The organism is Mesorhizobium sp. LNHC232B00 (assembly GCF_000502435.1).
In the GTDB taxonomy this organism is placed as follows: Bacteria; Pseudomonadota; Alphaproteobacteria; order Rhizobiales; family Rhizobiaceae; genus Mesorhizobium; species Mesorhizobium opportunistum.
The window spans coordinates 107082-126696 of sequence record NZ_AYWP01000012.1 but is presented as its reverse complement, the minus strand read 5'-3'; the positions used below and the strand labels follow the sequence as shown (position 1 = coordinate 126696).

Sequence of the window (19615 nt, the reverse complement as noted above, 5' to 3'; positions counted from 1 at the left end):
CTGTCAGGAATTAGGGCGTCCCAGGTGCCGAATCTGGCCCCAGCGTGGCGACCGTCTTCAACGCGCCGTCGAGCATGTCGCCCTTCTCGTCCTTCAGCGCCATCTCGCGCAGGCGGCGGATCCAGTCGGCGGCATCGTGCCGGCCCTTGAGCAGGTCGAGCGCCGACAGCACGCGGTCGAATTTCGACTGGGCGCGGACGTGGGTGTCGCTGTAACCCTTGATCAGCCGGCGGCAATTGAGGATCTCGACGGCCAGCGCATAGTCGGCCGGTACATGACTGAGCGCTAGCGCATACCAGCCTTCCAGATGGGCAAGTTCCACCTGATGGCGCAGCAGGCTCCGGCGCCAGCGGCGCAGGCCGCCGATGAACCAGAGTGCCGCAAAGCCGGCAAAGCTGTCGGTGCGGATGCGGCGGCCGTGGTTGATGCGGCGGTCGAGAAAGGCGGCAAGCTTCGGCCGGTTCTCGATATAGCTGCCGAGCCCCGCCGGCAGCGTGCCGCAGAACTCCTCGATGCGCGGATGGAAATATTCGGTCACCTGCAGGATCGAGCCGTCCTTGACGCCAACCTCGCGGCGCACACGTTTGTCGCGCGTCGAGCGCGTCTTCAGATCGGCGACGCGGATCATGTCGTCGTAGCACATTGCGTTGGCGAGATGCTTTGCCGCCGCGATCGACAAAGCGTGGCCATGTCCGGCGCCGTCCAGCGCGATGGCCATGTCCAGCCGGTCGAGATACTCGCGCCCGTAGGCGATGTCCTGGTAGTCGACCACCTTTCTCAGGCCCCGGAGCGCCATGTCGCGCATGGCGACTGGTATCAGGTCGATGCGGGCGGCCAAGGCCTGCCAGCCTTGCAGCAGGCTTTGCGGACCACTGACGCGCCCTGCACCCAGGGCGGATTCGACAATCGCCGGCTCCGACGGCTTTGGCGCAGGCGCCGCCGCGCCACGCGCGCGGTCAAACGCGGCGCCAAAAGCGGCAAGGCTGGCTTTCACGCCCCGGCCGCCAGCTCCGATCGCCTGCTCGTAACTTTCCTTCGTGAACGGAAGAGCATCGGACCCCGCCAGAGCACCGAGCAGGCTGGCTGAGATCATCGAGCCGTTGTCGGCGGCGATCTTCTCCATATCGAAGGCGATGAAGCGCTTCGATGCCGCCTCCGCCGTGGCGTGCACCTTGAACGACGAGGCCCGGCCGTCGCCCGGCTCGATCTTTTCCGACACGGCGGCGATGCGGTGCGAGGAGGCGATCAGCGTGGTGCGCTCTGGCGTGACGAAGCCACGGATGATGGCGCGGCCGGCCTCCATCAATTCGGCGGCGATCAGGACATCGACATCGCCTTGCGACGGCGACAGCGCGAAGACCGGAAGCCGGCCAGTGTCACGGGCCATTTCGACATAGTAGATGGTGGCGCCGGTGCGCTGTGCCACGCCGGCGACCGAGGTCGATTGCGCGACATAGCCATTGCGCTCGGCAACGTCGGTGATCCAGTCGGCCAGCACGCCGCCGCCCTGGCCGCCGACAGCCAGCACGGCGAGCTTGATGACGCGCTCGTCATCCTGGGCGCCGGGGCGGGCGCGGAATGGCGGCACGGCGTCAAGCATCGGCGAAGGTCAGCCGCCGGCTTTCGCGGCGGCGCTGCAACAGGCCGATGGTGGCGCGGCGGCAGGCTTCGAGGAAGCGATCCCAACGGCTCGGATTGTGCACGACATCGGCGCGGTAGAAGGACGGGCACAGCACCGCCGCATCGGCGACCTCGCCGCAGTTGCCGCAGCCGACACAGTTCTGGTCGATCGATGCCACCGGATCGTCGCGCAGCGGATCGTCGAGCGACTTCACCGACAGCGATGGGCAACCGGAGAGCCGCATGCAGGCGTGATCGCCGGTGCAGATGTCCTCGTCGACGCCGAACTTCGGTTTGATCACCCGCTCGCCGCCCTTGATCGCCTTGTCGACCAGCGGCTTTTCACGGCGCTGCCGGTTCAGCATGCATTCGGATGAGGCGACGATGACCTTCGGCCCCTTCTCCTCCGTCGTCAGCGCCTCGCGCAACGTGTCCTGCATCTTGCCTACATCATAGGTGCGGTCGACATGGCGCAGCCATTTGACGCCCATGCCCTTCACCGCCTCGGTGATCGGATGTTTCGTCGACTTGGTCTTGTTGCCAGCGCGCGACGAGAGGATGTCCTGGCCGCCGGTGGCGGCCGAATAGAAGTTATCGACGATGACGATGACGCCGTCATTCTTGTTGAACACCGCGTTGCCGATCGAGGAGGTCAAGCCGTTGTGCCAGAAGCCGCCGTCGCCGACGAAGGAGATCGAACGGCGCTTGGCGTCCGGCGAATTGAACGCGGAGGCCGAGGCAGGCCCCAGCCCATAGCCCATGGTGGTGGCGCCCAATTCGAAAGGCGGCATGATCGAGAACAAATGGCAGCCGATGTCGGAAGCGATGTGGTGCTTGCCCAACTCCTGTTCGACCAGCTTGGTCGCGGCGAAGATCGGCCGCTCCGGGCAACCGATGCAGAAGCCCGGCGGACGGCCCGGCACGACGTTGATCAGGTCCGCGGTGTCGACGCCGTCGCCGACCTTGTTGGGCGCGCGCACTTCGCCAGGCAAAAGATGCGGCGCCTCGGCGCGCAGGAAGGCGCCGATGCCGTCGAGCATGACCTGGCCGGTGTATTCGCCGGCCATCGGCAGGTGCTCCTTGCCGACCAGCCTGGTGCCACGTCCCGCCTTGTGCAGCATGGCCGCAAAGGCCTGTTCGATGTAATTGGGCTGGCCTTCCTCGACGACCAGCACCGCCTGCTTGCCCTCGCAGAACGACAGGAACTCGCCGTCGATCAGCGGATAGACGGCGTTGAGCACGTAGAGCGGCACGTCGGTGTCGCCGTAAGTGTCGGCAAGGCCGAGCCGCTGCAGCGCGCGGATGACCGAATTGTACATGCCGCCCTGCATGACGATGCCGACCGAGCCGTGGTCCGAGCCGAAGAATTCGTTGATCTTGTTCCTGGTGATGAAATCCACCGCCGCCGGCCAGCGTTTTTGCACCTTCTCCTTCTCGTGCAGGAAGGAGGCGGGCGGCAGCACGATACGGCCGGTGTCGCGGCGCGGCGCTTCCAGCGCGTCGGCCACCGTCATCGGCGGCCGCTTGTTGTCCTTGGCGATGAAATGGCCGTGGACGTGGCAGCAGCGGATGCGGACCTGCAGCATGACCGGCGTGTTGGAGATTTCGGACAGCTCAAAACCGTCCTCAACCGCCTTGACGATCGACGGCAGGTTCGGACGCGGGTCGAGCAGCCAGACCTGGCTCTTCATGGCGAAGGCATGGCTGCGCTCCTGCATGATCGAGGAGCCCTCGCCATAATCCTCGCCGACGATGATCAGCGCGCCGCCGGTGACGCCGCCGGACGCCAGATTGGCCAACGCATCGGAGGCGACATTGGTGCCGACGGTCGACTTGAAGGTGGCGGCGCCACGGATCGGATAATGCACCGAGGCGGCGAGCATGGCGGTGGCGGTGGCCTCCGAGGCGCTGGCCTCGAAATGGACGCCGAGCTCGCCCAGAATGTCCTGCGCGTCGGCCAGCACGTCCATCAGGTGGCTGATCGGCGCTCCCTGATAGCCGCCGACATAGCCGACGCCGCATTGCAGCAGCGCCTTGGTGATGGCGAGAATGCCCTCGCCCGCGAATTCCTCGCCGGCGCCGAGCCTGAGCTTTTCAACTTCCTTGGCAAAAGACCGTTCGGCCATCTCTGCCTCCTTCCGTTGCCGCCGAAATTGGCGGCGTCCATCTAAAGTCCTTGTTTATGCATGTCGTTTCCCCAAACCCGATCCAGTTTTGGGCGACATGCATCAGATGTCGTGCTTGCGAATGTTCTTCAGCATCTTCTGCAGCGTGGCGATGAGGGCCGCATATTCGGCATCGTCGACATCGTCGAACATCGCCTCGAATGCGTCATGCATGGCCGGCCAGGCGCGGGCGAACTCGGCGCGGCCATCGTCGGTCAGGAACACATGGCGGATGCGGCTGTCGGTGACGCCTTGCTCACGCCGCACGAGGCCCTGGCCTTCCAGCGTGTCGAGCGTGCGGCTCAAGGTCGATTGCTCGATCACCGTATAGACCGAAAGGTCGTTGACGGTGATGCCGTCGGTGACCGACAGCACGGCAAGCGTGCGGACCTGCGGAATGGTCAGGCCCTGCTTGCGGAAATCGTCGCGCAAGGTGGCGTTGTAGCGACCCATGATGCGGTTCATCAGGTAGGGCGCGAATTGCTGCAGGCCGATCTGCCCGAGCGTCGAGATGCGCTGGCGCTTTTCGGCGACCTTCTCGTCCATCACAGCCTCCCCGCCAACAGGAAGCCGGAACCGCCGCCAAGGCCGGCACCAGGATGGGTCGAGGCCCCGATATGGTAGAGGTTCTTGATGCCGGTCTGATGGTTGCGGCTGGTCTTGAACGGCCGCCACAGGAAGGACTGGTCGAGGGCCGACGAACCGCCATAGGGATCGCCGCCGACCAGATTGATGTTCATCGCTTCAAGATCGGCCGGCGAATAGGCGCGGCGCGCGATGATGCTGTCCTTGAAGCCGTCGATGTGGCTGGCGAGGATCGCTTCGGCGCGATCGGCATAGGCCTCGCGCAACGCGTCGGTCCATTGCCCGTCGGCCGGGGCCTGCAGTTTGCCCGCCGCGTCGCCCTTGATGTGTCGGGGCGCCTCGGGCAGCTGCAGCCACAGGATCGCCTTGCCCTCCGGGCAGCGCGACGGGTCGAGCGCGTGCGGCTGGCCAACGCAGATGGTCGGCACGTCCGGCAGTATGCCGCGCGCTGCCTCGTTGCAGGCCTTCGAGACGCCGTCCAGTCCAGGCGTCAGATGCAGCAGCGCCACCTTGTCGAGCCCTTCGCCGCGCCATGCAGGCGGCTTGTCGAGGGCATAGTGGATCTGGAAATTGCCCTTGCCGTAGCGATACTTTTGCGTCGCCTCGACATCGGCCTTGGGCGCCTCGGCGCCGAGCAGCCGGCCATAGAGCTGCGTTGGCGTCACCGAGCAGATGACGCTCTTGCTGGCATGGACCGTTTCGCCCGAGGCCAGCCGCACGCCGGTGGCGCGGCCGCCAGCCAGGATGATCGAGGCAACGTCGGCTTCGGTGGAGATGACGCCGCCGCGCTCGGTGATCAGCGCCTCGAAGGCTGACAGCAGGTTCTTCGCCCCGCCCTTGACGATGGGCGCGCCGGCGGCTTCCAGCGCGAAGGCGATCACCTTGGCGATCTGGCCGGAGAACGCATCTTCAGGCCCGAGCCCGGCATGCAGCACCCAGGGCGCCCACAGCGCGCGGATGGTCTCGGACTGGTAAGTGCTTTCCAGCCAGCCGCGCGCCGGCACCAAAGCTTCGCCGAGAAAGGCGCCAAGGCCACGCGGACCACGCCGCCAGGCATCGCCGGCCAGCAGCTTCGCCGTCGGATAGGACCACAGGCTGCCGCCGAGCAGGCCGAACAAAAGGCCGGCATTGCGCTCGATGCCGACGACGTCGTCGGCGTGGCGGTCGCCGTCACCAGCCGCGATCGCGTTGAGCGCGGCGACATTGGCGGCGCGGTCGGTGCCGAGCACGGCATGGCTGCCGTCCGGCCGCAGCACGCCGGTCGGCGTGCCGGTGTGGCAGAATTCCAGTCCGTGCCGGGCGAGATCGGCGCCCAGTGCCGCAAAGGCCGGCGAGGTGATGAACAGCACGAATGTCGTCGCCATTACGTCGTGGATGAAGCCGGGCGCGGTGATCTCCTCGGTGCGCATGCAGCCACCAATGCGGTCGTTGCGCTCGAGCACCAGCACCTTCGCGCCCTTGCCGCCCAGCATGGCCGCGCAGACCAGCGCGTTGATGCCGCTGCCGACGATGATGTGATCGGGGGCTTTCATCGGGGGTTTCCAGTGGGCAGCAGGTAGGCTTGCGAGGTCAGCGCTCTACGGCGCCCCCCTCTGTCCTGCCGGACATCTCCCCCTCTTGGGGGGAGATTGGCAGCTTCGGCGCTCTGGTCATTCTTGCAACATCGTGGATTGGCGAAAACAATCGTGAAGGCCAATCTCCCCCCTTGAGGGGGAGATGTCCGGCAGGACAGAGGGGGGCGCCGTAGAGTGGCGGCGTTGCAAGCCTGCCACCCCTCACCTGTCACCAACGCATCGCCTTCACCCATGATCTTCTCCCGAAGACCCATCTCGCTCTATTTTCCCGACACCAGCGCCAGGGCGCGGATCGGGCTGCCGGTGCCGTGCTCGATCTTCAGCGGCGCGGCGATCAGGATGGCGCCTTTCGGCGGCAGCTGGTCGAGGTTGCAGAGGCTGGCCAGCCCGTAGCGGTTGGCCTTGTGCATCAGCGTATGCGCCGGGAACGGCGGCTCCATGCCGCCGGCCTTGCCGGCATCGGTGCCGATCGTCTCCGAGCCCCAGCCCTTGATGTTCTTGCCGATCAGGAACTGAATGGCTTCCGCCGTCGGGCCGGGCGTGTGCGGTCCGGTCTCGTTGGCGTTGAGGAACTCGGCTTCCGAGCCGTTGCGCTTGTACCAGTCGGTGCGCATCACCACCCATTCGCCGGCATTGATCGCGCCATGCTTGGCTTCCCATGCCTGGATGTGGTCGACGGTGAGCAGGAAATCATGGTCGGCCGCGGCTTCCTTCGAGCAGTCGATGACGTTGACCGGGCCGACGAAGTTCTGTGCCGGAATGGTGTCGGTGGCGCCGTCCGGATAGTCCTTGCCGCTGATCCAATGCTGCGGCGCATCGAAATGGGTGCCCGAATGCTCGCCGAGCTTCAGCCAGTTCCAGGCCCACCATGGGCCGTTCTTGTCATAGCGGGAGATGTTGTGGATCTCGACCTTCGGCGTGTCGACGGCAAGCTCCGGCGGCAGCTTGATCAAGGGCGTATCCGGCCCGAGCGGCGCCGACAGGTCGACCACCCTGATGGCGCCTGAAAGCAACTGGCCGGCGACCTCGCCGAGGAGTTTTTGGGTGTCCATGGTCTCTGTTCCCTCTTTTCGGTGATGATCAAGGCTCGTCTCGGCCCTTAATATCCTACTAGACGAAAACATATGCATCTGCAATTATCTTTAAGCATAAAGGAAATGGGAACGGGGCGTGAGCGAGTTCGACGCCATCTTTGTCGGGGCGGGCCACAACAGTCTGGCATGCGCCGCGCATTTGGCGCTCAAAGGTTGGAAAACCGGGATTTTCGAGTGCAGCGCAGCAATCGGCGGCGCCGTCCAGACGCGCGAATATACGCTTCCCGGCTTTCGCCACGATTTCGGCGCGATGAATCTCAGCCTGTTCGCCGGCTCCGCCTTCCACCGAAAATATGCAAATGAATTGAAAGCCCAAAGGCTGGAGTTCGCGCCGGTCGCCGACTGTTTCGCCAGCGCCTTTCCGGACGGACGCTGGTTCGGCGTCAGCAACGACCTGGAGAAGACCGCGAGCCGCATGGCCGCCTTCTCGGCCGCCGATGCCGCGACATGGCGCCGACTGGTTGCCGCCTTCCCGGCCGAGGCCGAGCATCTGTTCCGGCTGCTGGGCTCGCCGATGAGCGCCCGCGCACTGGCCGGCACGGCGTGGAACCTGTGGCGCAAGAAGGGCATTGCCGGCGCGCTCGACACTGGCCGGCTGCTGTTGTCCTCACCCCGCGCCTGGCTTGAGGAAAACTTCGAGTCGCCGCATGTGCGGGCGACGCTCGCCACCTGGGGCATGCATCTCGACTTCGCGCCGGACATCGCCGGCGGCGCGGTCTTCCCCTATCTGGAATCGATGGCCAACCAGAGCTTCGGCATGGTGCTCGGCAAGGGCGGCGCCGACACCATCATCCGGGCGCTCTCGGGCATGGTGACCTCCGCCGGCGGCAGGATCGTCACCGGCGCCGAGGTGACGGAAATCACGGTTTCAGCCGGCAAGGCGACCGGTGTGCGGCTCGCTTCGGGTGAAACGCATGCAGCCACCAAGGCGGTCATCGCCGGCGTCGCGCCCAAGGCGCTGACCGGCAAGCTGCTGCCGAACGGTTCGGGCGATGCCGGCTTCGACACGGCGATGCAGAAATTCCGCCATGCGCCGGGCACGATGATGATCCACCTGGCGCTCGACGGCTTGCCGGACTGGCGCGCGGGATCAGAACTTCGGCAGTTCGCCTATGTGCATCTGTCGCCGTCGCTCGACGCCATGTCGCGCACCTACCAGCAGGCGATGGCAGGCATGCTGCCGGAGGAACCAGTGCTGGTCGTCGGCCAGCCTACAGCGATCGATTCGTCGCGCGCGCCCCAGGGCAAACATGTGCTGTGGGTGCAGGTGCGCATGCTGCCGGCCGAAATCCTCGGCGATGCCGCCGGCAAGATCGCGCCCGCGCATTGGGACCAGATCAAGGATGTCTACGCCGACCGCGTGCTCGACATCATCGAGACCTATGCGCCCGGCCTGCGGAGCAAAATCCTCGGCCGGGCGGTGTTTTCGCCCATCGACCTCGAACGCGAGAACCCGAACCTCGTCGGCGGCGACCAGGTCTGCGGCAGCCATCATCTGGCGCAGAATTTCCTGTTCCGCCCGGCGCGCGGCTATGCCGGCTGGAACACGCCGGTCGCCAATTTGCATCTCACCGGGGCCGCGACATGGCCCGGTGCGGGCACCGGTGCGGCCTCGGGCTTCATGCTGGCGCAACAGCTTGGCGGGAGGTAGGCCCGAAGATTTTATGGAGGCGACGGGAGGCAAGGCGCTGCTGCCCACGAAGCCTGAGACAATGAACCGACACCGCCGCGCAACGACAATAACCAACAAGGGGAACGACCATGACAATCAACAGACGCGAATTGCTCGGATACAGTGCCGCGGCACTCGGCGTGGCCGCAATTGGCCTGCCACAGATCGCCAAGGCTGCCGGCGAACTGACCATCGCCTATAACGTCAACCTGCCGTCCTGGGATCCGACGACCGGCCCTTCGGCGGTCAACCCGACGATCCAGGGCCTCTACCAGTCGGTGTTCGACCAGTTCATCCCGCAGAAGCCGGACCTGTCCTTCGCGCCGGGCCTGCTTACCGAATGGGGCTGGAACGACGACCGCACCAAGGTGATGATGACGGTGCGCGAAGGCGTCAAATGGCATGACGGCTCGCCTTTCACGCCCGAGGACGTGGTGTGGTCGCTGCAGCGGGCGGGCGACGAAAAGACCGGCAACCCGATCCAGTTCGTCTGGAAGAACGTCAACAACTTCAAGATCGACGGCAACAAGATCACCGGCGATGTCGTGCAGTTCGACCCGGTCTATTTCAAATGGATGTCGTTCCTGACCGGCTACATCCTGCCCAAGGCCTATTACGAGAAGGTCGGCGCCGAAGGCTTCGAGAAAGCGCCGATCGGCACCGGCCCCTACATGGTCGAGAAGTTCGAGCGCAATGCCTTCCTGCGGCTGAAGGCTAATCCGACCTACTGGGGCGGCAAGCCGGCCTTCGAGAATGTGACGATCAAGTTCGTCGCCGATGCGGCGAGCCGCGTCGCCGAGATCGAGTCCGGCTCCTCGCAGGTGACGCTCGAAATCCCCTATGAGGAGTATGACCGGCTGATCGCCAAGGACGGACTTGCCGGCTCGTGCAAGCCGGTTTCCGACATCGGCATGATCTTCTTCAACGACATTGAAGCGATGCTGGACAAGAATGTCCGCCAAGCCGCCGTCATGGCGGTGGACAAGGAGCTTCTGGTCAAGCGGCTACTGCGAGGCTATGGCCAGCCGATCGCTACGCTGGAGACACCGGAGTACACGGCCTTCGACGCCTCGATCAAGGTCGAGCACAATCCGGAAAAGGCCAAGGAATTGCTGGCGGCCTCGGGCTATTCGCCGGAGAAGCCGGTCAAGTTCACCATCCAGACGACCAAGGGCTTCAAGCCCAAGGACTATGAGATGATCCAGGCGATCGTCGGCATGTGGCGCAAGGTTGGCATCGAGGCGACGATCGAGGTCTACGAAATCGCCAAGCACTACGAGTTGCGCGCCGCCGACAAGCTGGCGCCGGCCGCCTTCTACAATTGGGGCAACGCCATCGGCGACCCAACCACTTCGACCGGCTTTGCCATGTATGGCCCGAGCCCGCACTCCGTGTGGGACAGCCAGGACCTGATCGACATGATCAACCCGCTATGGGGCGAGAAGGACGAGGCCAAGCGCATCGCCGGCTGGAAGGCGGTCGACAAATACATCGCCGAGCAGGCCTATGTGCTGCCGCTGATGCAGTACGCGCAGCCGATCGTGCATGCCAAGGGCGTCAACGTGGTCCAGCATGTGTCCGGCGCCCTTCTGCCGGCCTTGATGACCCCGGCCTGAGGCAAGCTAGGAGGCATGCCGTCGCAAAGACGGCGTGCCTCTCCAACTTACGCAGGCCCCCTCATCCGGCCCTTCGGGCCACCTTCTCCCCGCCGGGAAGAAGGAACGGGCGCAGCCATCCGTGACCTCTTGTCCCCTCGGGAAAAGGTGGCCGCGAAGCGGCCGGATGAGGGGGCCGTTCGTTCCATCAGTCGCTTATACGCACTGGAGTTACGCCGGCATGCTCCTGCAACGCTTCCTGATCCGTCTTTTGACGATGCTGATCACGCTGTTCGGCGTGGCCGTCGTCGTGTTCGTCGTGATCCGCGTCGCGCCCGGCGATCCGATCGCGATGATGCTGCCGCCCGGCGCGACCGATGCCGACATTGCCCGGTTGCGGGCGCTCTATGGGCTCGACAAGACGATCGTGCAGCAATTCTTCATCTGGCTGTCCGGCGTGGTCCGGGGCGATTTCGGCACCTCGATTTCGCTCAGGCAAGACGTGCTCGGCCTTGTCTTCAACCGGCTGCCGGCGACGCTGGAACTCGCCATCGTCGCGCTCGTCATGGCGGTGGCGCTCGGCGGCACGACGGCGATCCTAGGCGCCCGCGAACGCGGCACGGCGGTCGAGGCCGGCATCGACATCGCCAGCGGGGCGGCACTGTCCATTCCCGACTTCCTGTGGGGCCTTGTGCTGATCCTTTTGTTCGGCGTGCTGGTGCCGATCTTCGACATTTCCGGCCGCGTGTCGCCGCAGCTCGACCTGCCCTTCGTCACCCAGTTCTATCTGTTCGAGAGCATTTTACGCCTGCGTTTCGACCTGACCTGGGATCTGCTGAAGCACATGCTGATGCCGGCTGTGGCCTTGGCGCTGCCGCTGGCCGCGATCATCTCGCAGCTGCTGAAGCAGTCGCTGAAGGAAGTGCTCGACCTCGACTATGTCGTGCTGGCGCGGGTGAAGGGATTTTCGGAAACGCAGGTCATCCTGCGCGAGGCGCTGAAGAACGCCGCTTTGCCGACGCTGACCCTGGTCGGCGTGCAGTTCACCTTCCTGATCGGCGGCACGGTCATCGTCGAACGGCTGTTTTCCTATGAGGGCCTCGGCAATATGGCGATCGACGCCGTCATCAACCGCGACCTGCCGCTGATCCAGGGCATCGTGCTGGTCTTCGCGCTGCTGTTCGTGCTGATCAATCTCGCTGTCGACATGATGTATGCGCTGCTCAATCCGAGGCTGCGCCATGGATGAGGCGCGCGCCCCGAGACGCGCTGTCTCGCCACGCCTGTGGCTCGCCGGCGGCTGGCTGCTGCTGGCGCTGCTGGCGGCGATCTTCGCACCGCTGGTCGCGCCGCAGGATCCGCTGGCGCAGGATCTGATGCTGGAGCGGCTGCCGCCGTTCTGGATCGATGGCGCCGAACCCGGCTATTGGCTCGGCACCGACAGCCTCGGCCGCGATCTGTTGTCGCGGCTGATCTTCGGCGGACGCATCGCCTTCATCGTCGCCTTTGCCGCAGCGATCGCCGCCTGCCTGGTCGGCTCGACGCTCGGACTGATCGCCGGCTATTTCGGCGGCTGGGCCGACCGCATCATCTCGCGCATCGTCGATGTCTGGATGGCGTTCCCGCCGGTGCTGTTCGCCATCCTTTTGGTGGCCGTGCTCGGTACCGGCCTCAGCTCCGTCATCATCGCCATTGCCGTCATCGACTGGACGCGTTTTTGCCGGGTGATCCGGGCCGAGACGATGGGCCAGTCGCGCATGGACTATGTCGAGAATGCCCGCATCGCCGGCTATGGCCGCATCGGCATCATGCTGCGCGAAGTGCTGCCCAATGTGGTGCCTTCGATCGTGGCCCTGCTGTCGCTGGAAATGGGCATCGCCGTCATCGTCGAGGCGATCCTGTCCTTCGTCAATCTGTCGATCTCGACCGATGATCCGACCTGGGGCGGCATCATCGCCGAGGGCCGGCTGTCGATCCATCAGGCCTGGTGGGTTCTGGTGTTTCCGCTGGTCACGCTGATCCTCACCGTGCTGTCGTTCAGCCAGTTTGGCGAAGCGCTGAAGACGCGTTTCGACCCGGTGCTGCGATGAGCGCCAGTCTCGATATCGCCAATCTGAGCGCCCTGCTGCCGAACGGCCAGCGCGTGCTGCGTTCGGTTTCGCTCTCCGTGCAGCCTGGCGAGGTCCGCGCGCTGGTCGGCGAGAGTGGCGCCGGCAAGACGATGATCGGCAAGGCGGTGCTCGGTGTCCTGCCGTCGAGCGTGCGCATCGTCGAAGGCGACATGCGGCTCGAGGGCGAGGATCTTGGCAAGCTAGCGCCCAAGGCACGGCGCACGCTGATCGGCGCCCGGACGGCGCTGATCCCGCAGGATCCATTGACGGCGCTCAACCCGTCACGCCGCATCGGCTCGCAGATGACCGACCGGCTGGTGCGCATTCTCGGCTGGAGTGCAGAGAAGGCCAACACCCGAATTCGCCAGTTGCTGGACGAGGTGCAGATCCGCGACCCCGACCGGGTGCTGAAAAGCTATCCACATGAATTGTCCGGCGGGATGCGCCAGCGCGTGCTGATCGCCGCAGCCTTCGCCGCCGAGCCAAGGCTGATCGTCGCCGACGAGCCGACCACTGCGCTCGACGTCACCGTGCAGAAGCAGATCCTGCGGTTGATCGCGCAATTGCAGCGCGAACACGGCACGGCGATCCTGTTCGTTACTCATGACCTCGGCGTCGTCGCCAAGATCAGCCAGAAAGTGTCGGTGCTTTATGCCGGCAAGGTGGTGGAAGAGGCCGATACGGCTGCTCTGTTCGCCGCGCCGCAGCATCCCTACACACGGGCGCTGATGGCTGCCACGCCGCGCTACACGGACCCGCTCGCCTCGCTGAAACCGGTGGACGAGACGGTGCTGGCCGGGCTCGCCGCCGAGATCTCCGCCGCCGACCAGGCCTGGAGGCGACCGCATGGCTGAGCCGTTGTTTTCCGTGCGCGGGCTGAAGGTCGCGCTGCCCGACATGACGCGCAAGCCGCTGATCGGCCGCGCGCCGCTGGCCGAAATCCTGAAAGGGCTGGACTTCGACCTGCCCCAGGGATCGGTAACCGGCATCGTCGGCGAATCCGGTTCCGGCAAGTCGACGCTCGGCCGCGCCTTGGTGCGGCTCTCGGAACCCAGCGCCGGCAGCATCCGCTTCGACGGCCGCGATATCACGCATCTGCCGGAGAATGAGCTGCGGCCGTTGCGCCGCGACCTGCAGATGATCTTCCAGGATCCGATGTCGTCGCTCAACCCGCGCCGCACCATCGCCAGCATCATCGCCGCGCCGCTCAAGCAGAACGGCCTTGGCGACAACCTCAAGAGCCGCGTCGCCGAAGCTTTGCAGCGAGTCGGCCTGCCGCAGAGCTTCGCCAGCCGCTACCGCCACGAACTGTCTGGCGGCCAGCGCCAGCGCGTCGGCATTGCGCGCGCACTGGCGCTGTCGCCGAAATTCGTGCTGGCCGACGAGATCGTCTCCGGTCTCGACGTCTCGACGCAGGCGCAGATCCTCACTCTGCTGGAAAAGCTGGCGGCGGAGATGGGGCTGACGGTCGCCTTCATCAGCCACGATCTGTCCGTCATCCGGCGGCTGTGCCGGCAAGTGATCGTCATGCGCGAAGGCGTGATTGTCGAGGCGAGCGCCACCGACGCGCTGTTCGACAAGCCGCGGCAGGCCTACACGCGCGACCTCATCGCAGCCATTCCGCTGCCCGAGATCGATGCGGGCTGGCTGGACATTCCTTCCGCCGCCAAGGCGCCGACATGAATGCATACGNATTCCGCTGCCCGAGATCGATGCGGGCTGGCTGGACATTCCTTCCGCCGCCAAGGCGCCGACATGAATGCATACGCACGCCGAAGAGCGGGTCCGGACGTGCGGCCACAAAGACCCAAGTCCCGTCAAATGGAGAGGACCGACATGAAGACCACAATCACAATTGCAACGCTCGCCGCCGCGATGCTCGGCAGCGCCGGCATGGCCAGCGCCGGCTCGATCCCGGGCATGCGCGGGCACGACCACACCGGCATCACCGTTCCCGACATGAAGCAAGCGGTCGACTTCTTCACCGAAGTGGTCGGCTGCAAGAAGGCGATGTCGTTCGGCCCGTTCGCCGACGACAAGGGCACCTTCATGCAGGATCTCCTGGGTGTCGATCCCAAGGCTGTCATCGAGCAGGTCACCATGGTCCGCTGCGGCTATGGATCGAATATCGAGCTGTTCAAATACACCGCGCCCGACCAGAAGGACCTGACGCCGAAGAACAGCGACATTGGCGGCTTCCACATCGCCTTCTATGTCGACGATGTCGCCGCCGCCAAAGCCTATCTCGATGGCAAGGGCGTCAAGACAAGGATGGGACCGTTGCCGGTCAAGGAAGGGCCCGCCGCCGGCCAGACCATCCTCTATTTCCAGGCGCCCTGGGGACTGCAACTGGAAGCGATCAGCTATCCAGAAGGGATGGCCTATGAGAAGGGCGCCGAGACCGTGCTGTGGAGCCCCAAGAACCCGGAAAAGTGATATTTGGCAGCGCGCTTGCGGAGCGACACGCAAGCGCGCCGCCCCGATGTCGGCCAATGATTTCGGCATAAAACTTTAAGCTTGAAATATCTGGCTTCCGGCGCGATACTTGAGATGCAGCAAGCGAAGAGGAGATCGCACGGATGAAGGTTGCGGTTCTCGGCGGCGGACCAGCCGGCCTCTACTTTGCCATTTCGATGAAGCTCAGGGACGCCGCGCATGATGTGACGGTGTACGAGCGCAACCGCGCCGACGACACGTTCGGCTGGGGCGTCGTGCTGTCGGCCGAGACGCTCGACAATCTGTCGAAGAACGACCCGGTCAGCGCCGTCTGGATCAAGAAGCATTTCGCCTATTGGGACGACATCGCCGTCATCCATGACGGTGTGCGCACGGTCTCGTCGGGCCACGGCTTCTGCGGCATCGGCCGCAAGCGGCTGTTGATCCTGCTGCAGCGCCGCGCACGCGAGCTCGGGGTCAAGCTGATGTTCGAGACCGACATCGCCGACCCCAAACCCTATATGGAGACACATGATCTGGTTGTTGCCGCGGACGGGCTGAACTCCAGGGCGCGCAACAGCTTCGTCGATGTCTTCAAGCCCGACATCGACACCCGCAAGTGCAAGTTCGTCTGGCTGGGCACCAACCAGAAATTCGACGACGCCTTCACCTTCATCTTCGAGAAGACCGAGCATGGCTGGGTGTGGGCGCACGCCTACCAGTTCGACAGCGACACCGCGACCTTCATCGTCGAGTGCAGCGAACAGACCTGGGCTGCCTTCGGCTTCGGCGCGATGACGCAGCAGGAATCGATCGCCGTTTGCGAGAAGATCTTCGCCAAACATCTTGGTGGCCATTCGCTGATGACCAATGCCAACCACATCCGTGGTTCGGCCTGGATCAATTTCCCGCGCGTTCTTTGCGAACGTTGGTCGTACAAGAACCTGGCCTTGATGGGCGACGCGGCGGCATCGGCGCATTTCTCGATCGGCTCCGGCACCAAGCTGGCGCTGGAAAGCGCGGTGGCGCTGGCCGAGTATGTCGAGACGGAACCGGACCTCGACGCCGCCTTCCGCAAATATGAGGATGCGCGGCGCACCGAGGTGCTGAAACTGCAATCGGCGGCGCGCAATTCGCTGGAATGGTTCGAGGAAGTCGAGCGCTATCTCGGCCTCGATCCGGTGCAGTTCAACTACTCGCTTTTGACCCGCTCGCAGCGCATCAGCCACGAGAATTTGCGGCTGCGCGATGCCGAATGGCTGGGTGGCGCGGAAGAATGGTTCCAGCGCCAGGCCGGCGCCGGCGGCAACAGCCTGCGCCGCGCGCCGATGTTCGCCCCGTTCAAGCTGCGCGACATGCAGCTCAACAACCGCGTCGTCGTCTCGCCGATGGCGCAGTACAGGGCTGTCGCTGGCTGCCCGACCGACTGGCATTTCACCCATTACGCCGAGCGCGCCAAGGGCGGCGCCGGCCTCATCTATATCGAGATGACCTGCGTCAGCCCCGAGGGACGGATCACGCCCGGCTGTCCCGGTTTCTACGCGCCAGAACATGAGGTGGCATGGAAGCGGCTGGTCGATTTCGTCCACTCCGAGACCGAAGCGAAGATCTGCGCCCAGATCGGCCATTCCGGCGCCAAGGGCTCGACCCGGCTCGGCTGGGAAGGCACCGACGTGCCGCTGACCTCGGGCAACTGGCCGGTCATGGCGGCTTCCGCCGTCGCGTGGTCGCCGCAGAATCAGATGCCGAAGGCGATGGACCGCGCCGACATGGACAAAGTGCGCGACGAATTCGTGGCTTCGGCCGAGATGGCCGATCGCTGCGGCTTCGACATGCTCGAAATCCACGCCGCGCACGGTTATCTCTTGTCGTCCTTCATCACGCCGGTCACCAACCGGCGCACGGATCAATATGGCGGTTCCCTGGAAAACCGCATGCGCTATCCCCTCGAAATCTTCCGCGCGGTGCGTGCCGCCTGGCCGGCGGGAAAGCCGATCTCGATGCGCATTTCGGCCAATGACTGGGTGGGCATCGAAGGCGTGACACCGGCCGACGCGGTCGAGATCGCAAGATTGCTGCATGAGGCCGGCGTCGACATCTGCGACGTCTCGGCCGGCCAGACATCGGCACTGGCGAAGCCGGTCTATGGCCGCATGTTCCAGACGCCGTTTTCCGACCGCATCCGCAACGAGGTCGGCATGGCGACGATGGCTGTCGGCAACATCTATGAGCCGGACCATGTGAATTCGATCCTGATGGCCGGCCGCGCCGATCTCNGCGACGATGGCTGTCGGCAACATCTATGAGCCGGACCATGTGAATTCGATCCTGATGGCCGGCCGCGCCGATCTCGTGGCTCTGGCCCGGCCGCATCTTGCCGACCCCTACTGGACGCTGCACGCCGCCGTGACGCTCGGCGACCGCGGCGTGAAATGGCCGGATCCCTATCTGCCCGGACGCGACCAGCTCTACCGCCTGGCCGAGCGTGATGCGGCCGCGGGGCTGAAAGTATGACGGCCCCGGCAACGATCGCGGGCAAGCATGCTTTGGTCACCGGTGGCGGTTCCGGTGTCGGCCGGGCCATCGCGCTGGCGCTGGCGGGCGCCGGCATCGACGTCACCATTTGCGGTCGCCGTGAGGCCGAGCTTGCCAAGGTGGCCGGCCAAAGCGATCGGATCTTTGGCATCGCCGCCGATGTTACCGATGAGGAGTCTATGGCCTCGCTCTACAAGACGGCGGAAGCCGCGCGCGGGGCCTTCGACATCGTTGTCGCCAATGCCGGAATGGCCGGCAGCAAGCCGGCGCACAAGACCACGCTCGCCGATTGGCAGCGCACGCTCGACGTCAATTTGACCGGAGCTTTCCTGACGGTGAAGCCGGCACTGGCCGGAATGGCCGCGCGCAAGGCAGGGCGGATCGTGTTCATCGCCTCCACGGCCGGATTGAAGGGCTACGCCTATGTCGCGCCTTACGTCGCCGCCAAGCATGGCGTCGTCGGCCTGATGCGGGCTCTTGCCGCCGAGACGGCGAAATCCGGCGTCACCGTCAATGCGGTGTGTCCGGGTTTCGTGGAAACGGACATGCTGGAGGAATCCATCCAGCGCATCATCGAAAAGACCGGCCGCTCGGCCGGCGAAGCGCGAGCGAGCCTTGCCTCGACCAACCCGCAAGGCCGCTTCATCCAGCCGCAAGAGGTCGCCGCCGCCGTGCTGTGGCTGTGCGGCGACGCGGCGCAATCGATCACCGGACAGGCGATTTCCATCTCGGGAGGTGAAACATGGTAGCCGGCCCCCTGCCCGCGCCATCGGGACCCGGCAAGGACCGCTTGCGCCTGTGGATCAGGCTGCTGCGTGCCTCCCGCACCATCGAGGCCGAACTGCGCGAGCGGCTGAAGAAGGACTTCAACACGACGCTGCCGCGTTTCGACGTGATGGCCGCACTCTATCGCGCGCCGGAAGGCATGCTGATGAGCGACCTGTCGCGCTTCCTTTTGGTGTCCAACGGCAACGTCACCGGCATTGTCGATCGGCTCGTGTCAGAAGGGCTGGTGGCCCGCGCGCGCCGCAATGGCGACCGCCGCACCTCTATGGTGCGGCTGACCGATGAAGGCACCAAATCCTTCGCCACCATCGCCGCCGCGCATGAGGGCTGGATCGGCGAACTGCTGGGCAAGGTCAGCGAGGACGACGCGCGCCGGCTGACCGGCATGCTGACCTCGTTCCGCAGCAACTGGGAGGGACGCGAATGACCGCGATGGCCGGGCTCAAGCCGAAGCATTTCCTGTGGGAAGTCGAGGGTAGGATCGCCAAGGTCCGGCTCGACCGGCCGGAGCGCAAAAATCCGCTGACCTTCGACAGCTATGCGGAACTGCGCGATACGTTCCGCGACCTCGTCTATGCCGACGATGTCGATGCCGTCGTATTCCTCTCCAACGGCGGCAATTTCTGCTCCGGCGGCGATGTCCACGACATTATCGGTCCGCTGGTCAAGATGGACATGAAAGAGCTTCTCGCCTTCACCCGCATGACCGGCGATTTCGTCAAGGCGATGCTGAATTGCGGCAAGCCGATCATCGCGGCGGTCGACGGCGTCGCGGTCGGCGCCGGCGCCATCATCGCCATGAGTTCCGACATCCGCATCGCCACCCCGGAAGCCAAGACCGCGTTCCTGTTCACGCGCGTCGGCCTCGCCGGCTGCGACATGGGTGCCTGCGCGATCCTGCCGCGCATCATCGGCCAGGGCCGCGCCGCCGAACTGCTCTACACCGGCCGCACCATGACGGCCGCCGAGGGCGAGCGCTGGGGCTTTTACAACCGGCTCGTGGATGCCGCTGCGATCGAGGCCGACGCACTCGACATGGCGGCGCGCATCGTCTCCGGTCCGACCTTCGCCCACGGCATCACCAAGACGCAGCTCAACCAGGAATGGTCGATGGGCCTCGACCAGGCGATCGAGGCGGAAGCACAGGCGCAGGCGATCTGCATGCAGACGCGCGATTTCGAGCGCGCCTACAAGGCGTTCGTGGCCAAGGAAAAGCCGGTGTTCGAGGGGAATTGAGATGGGCGGTTTTTTGGAGACGTTGGCGGGACAGCGCCCCCCTCTGTCCTGCCGGACATCTCCCCCTCTAGGGGGGAGATCGGACGTCCCCCGCGCTTTCGCTAATCTCCGGCGTCGCAAGAATGGCGGCGGCGCCCGATCTGCCAATCTCCCCACTTGTGGGGGAGATGTCCGGCAGGACAGAGGGGGGCGCCGTAGAGCGCAAG

The 19615-nt window shown here is 65.1% G+C and carries 15 protein-coding genes and 1 pseudogene; 11 read left to right on the top strand and 5 right to left on the bottom strand.

The genetic code is table 11. The features are described 5' to 3' along the window. Window positions 1–10: 10 nt before the first annotated feature. The 5 genes from X743_RS152145 to X743_RS152165 form a co-directional block, all read right to left on the bottom strand. A complete protein-coding gene (locus tag X743_RS152145) occupies window positions 11–1600 on the bottom strand; it encodes an indolepyruvate oxidoreductase subunit beta family protein (protein ID WP_023766399.1) in 1590 nt (529 codons plus the stop codon). Further along, window positions 1593–3746 (bottom strand): indolepyruvate ferredoxin oxidoreductase subunit alpha, encoded by a 2154-nt coding sequence (locus tag X743_RS152150; protein WP_023766398.1) that lies wholly within the window; start codon window positions 3744–3746, stop codon window positions 1593–1595. The genes X743_RS152145 and X743_RS152150 overlap by 8 nt, the downstream gene beginning before the upstream one ends. Before the next feature lie 102 nt (window positions 3747–3848). Next, window positions 3849–4331, bottom strand: a complete 483-nt coding sequence (locus X743_RS152155; protein WP_023766397.1) for a MarR family transcriptional regulator — start codon at window positions 4329–4331, stop codon at window positions 3849–3851. Then, complete coding sequence (locus tag X743_RS152160; protein ID WP_023766396.1) at window positions 4331–5902, bottom strand: NAD(P)/FAD-dependent oxidoreductase; 1572 nt, start codon at window positions 5900–5902, stop codon at window positions 4331–4333. The genes X743_RS152155 and X743_RS152160 overlap by 1 nt, the downstream gene beginning before the upstream one ends. Window positions 5903–6204: 302 nt before the next feature. After that, the gene (locus X743_RS152165; RefSeq protein ID WP_023766395.1) at window positions 6205–6996 is read right to left on the bottom strand and encodes a cyclase family protein; all 792 of its coding nucleotides are present in this window, start codon (window positions 6994–6996) and stop codon (window positions 6205–6207) included. A 118-nt stretch (window positions 6997–7114) separates the two neighbouring features. Here X743_RS152165 and X743_RS152170 point away from each other — a divergent pair, with 118 nt between their 5' ends. The 11 genes and pseudogenes from X743_RS152170 to X743_RS152215 all read left to right on the top strand — a co-directional run bounded on the left by X743_RS152170 (window position 7115) and on the right by X743_RS152215 (window position 19409). Further along, on the top strand, window positions 7115–8689 hold the full coding sequence (locus tag X743_RS152170) for an NAD(P)/FAD-dependent oxidoreductase (RefSeq protein WP_023766394.1): 1575 nt from the start codon (window positions 7115–7117) through the stop codon (window positions 8687–8689). Window positions 8690–8799: 110 nt separating this feature from the next. After that, the gene (locus X743_RS152175; protein WP_023766393.1) at window positions 8800–10326 is read left to right on the top strand and encodes an ABC transporter substrate-binding protein; all 1527 of its coding nucleotides are present in this window, start codon (window positions 8800–8802) and stop codon (window positions 10324–10326) included. 220 nt (window positions 10327–10546) lie between these two features. After that, window positions 10547–11554 carry an ABC transporter permease gene (locus tag X743_RS152180; protein ID WP_023766392.1) on the top strand — a complete coding sequence of 336 codons (1008 nt, stop codon included), beginning with the start codon at window positions 10547–10549 and terminating at the stop codon, window positions 11552–11554. Further along, on the top strand, window positions 11547–12395 hold the full coding sequence (locus tag X743_RS152185) for an ABC transporter permease (RefSeq protein ID WP_023766391.1): 849 nt from the start codon (window positions 11547–11549) through the stop codon (window positions 12393–12395). Before X743_RS152180 ends, X743_RS152185 begins: the two co-directional genes overlap by 8 nt. Continuing rightward, complete coding sequence (locus X743_RS152190) at window positions 12392–13270, top strand: ABC transporter ATP-binding protein (protein WP_023766390.1); 879 nt, start codon at window positions 12392–12394, stop codon at window positions 13268–13270. Before X743_RS152185 ends, X743_RS152190 begins: the two co-directional genes overlap by 4 nt. Continuing rightward, complete coding sequence (locus X743_RS152195; RefSeq protein ID WP_023766389.1) at window positions 13263–14099, top strand: ATP-binding cassette domain-containing protein; 837 nt, start codon at window positions 13263–13265, stop codon at window positions 14097–14099. The genes X743_RS152190 and X743_RS152195 overlap by 8 nt, the downstream gene beginning before the upstream one ends. A gap of 153 nt (window positions 14100–14252) precedes the next feature. Then, the gene (locus tag X743_RS152200; protein ID WP_023766388.1) at window positions 14253–14852 is read left to right on the top strand and encodes a VOC family protein; all 600 of its coding nucleotides are present in this window, start codon (window positions 14253–14255) and stop codon (window positions 14850–14852) included. Between the two features lie 143 nt (window positions 14853–14995). Then, window positions 14996–17366 (top strand): annotated as a pseudogene (locus X743_RS01000000169020) (bifunctional salicylyl-CoA 5-hydroxylase/oxidoreductase). After that, window positions 17363–18136 carry an SDR family NAD(P)-dependent oxidoreductase gene (locus tag X743_RS152205; protein WP_023766387.1) on the top strand — a complete coding sequence of 258 codons (774 nt, stop codon included), beginning with the start codon at window positions 17363–17365 and terminating at the stop codon, window positions 18134–18136. Before X743_RS01000000169020 ends, X743_RS152205 begins: the two are co-directional and overlap by 4 nt. Next, window positions 18130–18600 (top strand): MarR family transcriptional regulator, encoded by a 471-nt coding sequence (locus X743_RS152210; RefSeq protein ID WP_013891350.1) that lies wholly within the window; start codon window positions 18130–18132, stop codon window positions 18598–18600. Before X743_RS152205 ends, X743_RS152210 begins: the two co-directional genes overlap by 7 nt. Beyond that, window positions 18597–19409, top strand: a complete 813-nt coding sequence (locus X743_RS152215) for an enoyl-CoA hydratase family protein (protein WP_023766386.1) — start codon at window positions 18597–18599, stop codon at window positions 19407–19409. Before X743_RS152210 ends, X743_RS152215 begins: the two co-directional genes overlap by 4 nt. Window positions 19410–19615 lie beyond the last annotated feature (206 nt).

What these genes read in the sequence shown, in the direction of transcription:
- X743_RS152215 (WP_023766386.1), top strand. Translation starts at nt 18,597, where the DNA reads ATGACCGCGATGGCCGGGCTCAAGCCGAAGCATTTCCTGTGGGAAGTC.
- X743_RS152155 (WP_023766397.1), bottom strand. Translation starts at nt 4,331, where the DNA reads ATGGACGAGAAGGTCGCCGAAAAGCGCCAGCGCATCTCGACGCTCGGG.
- X743_RS152150 (WP_023766398.1), bottom strand. Translation starts at nt 3,746, where the DNA reads ATGGCCGAACGGTCTTTTGCCAAGGAAGTTGAAAAGCTCAGGCTCGGC.
- X743_RS152145 (WP_023766399.1), bottom strand. Translation starts at nt 1,600, where the DNA reads ATGCTTGACGCCGTGCCGCCATTCCGCGCCCGCCCCGGCGCCCAGGAT.
- X743_RS152175 (WP_023766393.1), top strand. Translation starts at nt 8,800, where the DNA reads ATGACAATCAACAGACGCGAATTGCTCGGATACAGTGCCGCGGCACTC.
- X743_RS152160 (WP_023766396.1), bottom strand. Translation starts at nt 5,902, where the DNA reads ATGAAAGCCCCCGATCACATCATCGTCGGCAGCGGCATCAACGCGCTG.
- X743_RS152200 (WP_023766388.1), top strand. Translation starts at nt 14,253, where the DNA reads ATGAAGACCACAATCACAATTGCAACGCTCGCCGCCGCGATGCTCGGC.
- X743_RS152205 (WP_023766387.1), top strand. Translation starts at nt 17,363, where the DNA reads ATGACGGCCCCGGCAACGATCGCGGGCAAGCATGCTTTGGTCACCGGT.
- X743_RS152185 (WP_023766391.1), top strand. Translation starts at nt 11,547, where the DNA reads ATGGATGAGGCGCGCGCCCCGAGACGCGCTGTCTCGCCACGCCTGTGG.
- X743_RS152210 (WP_013891350.1), top strand. Translation starts at nt 18,130, where the DNA reads ATGGTAGCCGGCCCCCTGCCCGCGCCATCGGGACCCGGCAAGGACCGC.
- X743_RS152190 (WP_023766390.1), top strand. Translation starts at nt 12,392, where the DNA reads ATGAGCGCCAGTCTCGATATCGCCAATCTGAGCGCCCTGCTGCCGAAC.
- X743_RS152180 (WP_023766392.1), top strand. Translation starts at nt 10,547, where the DNA reads ATGCTCCTGCAACGCTTCCTGATCCGTCTTTTGACGATGCTGATCACG.
- X743_RS152195 (WP_023766389.1), top strand. Translation starts at nt 13,263, where the DNA reads ATGGCTGAGCCGTTGTTTTCCGTGCGCGGGCTGAAGGTCGCGCTGCCC.
- X743_RS152165 (WP_023766395.1), bottom strand. Translation starts at nt 6,996, where the DNA reads ATGGACACCCAAAAACTCCTCGGCGAGGTCGCCGGCCAGTTGCTTTCA.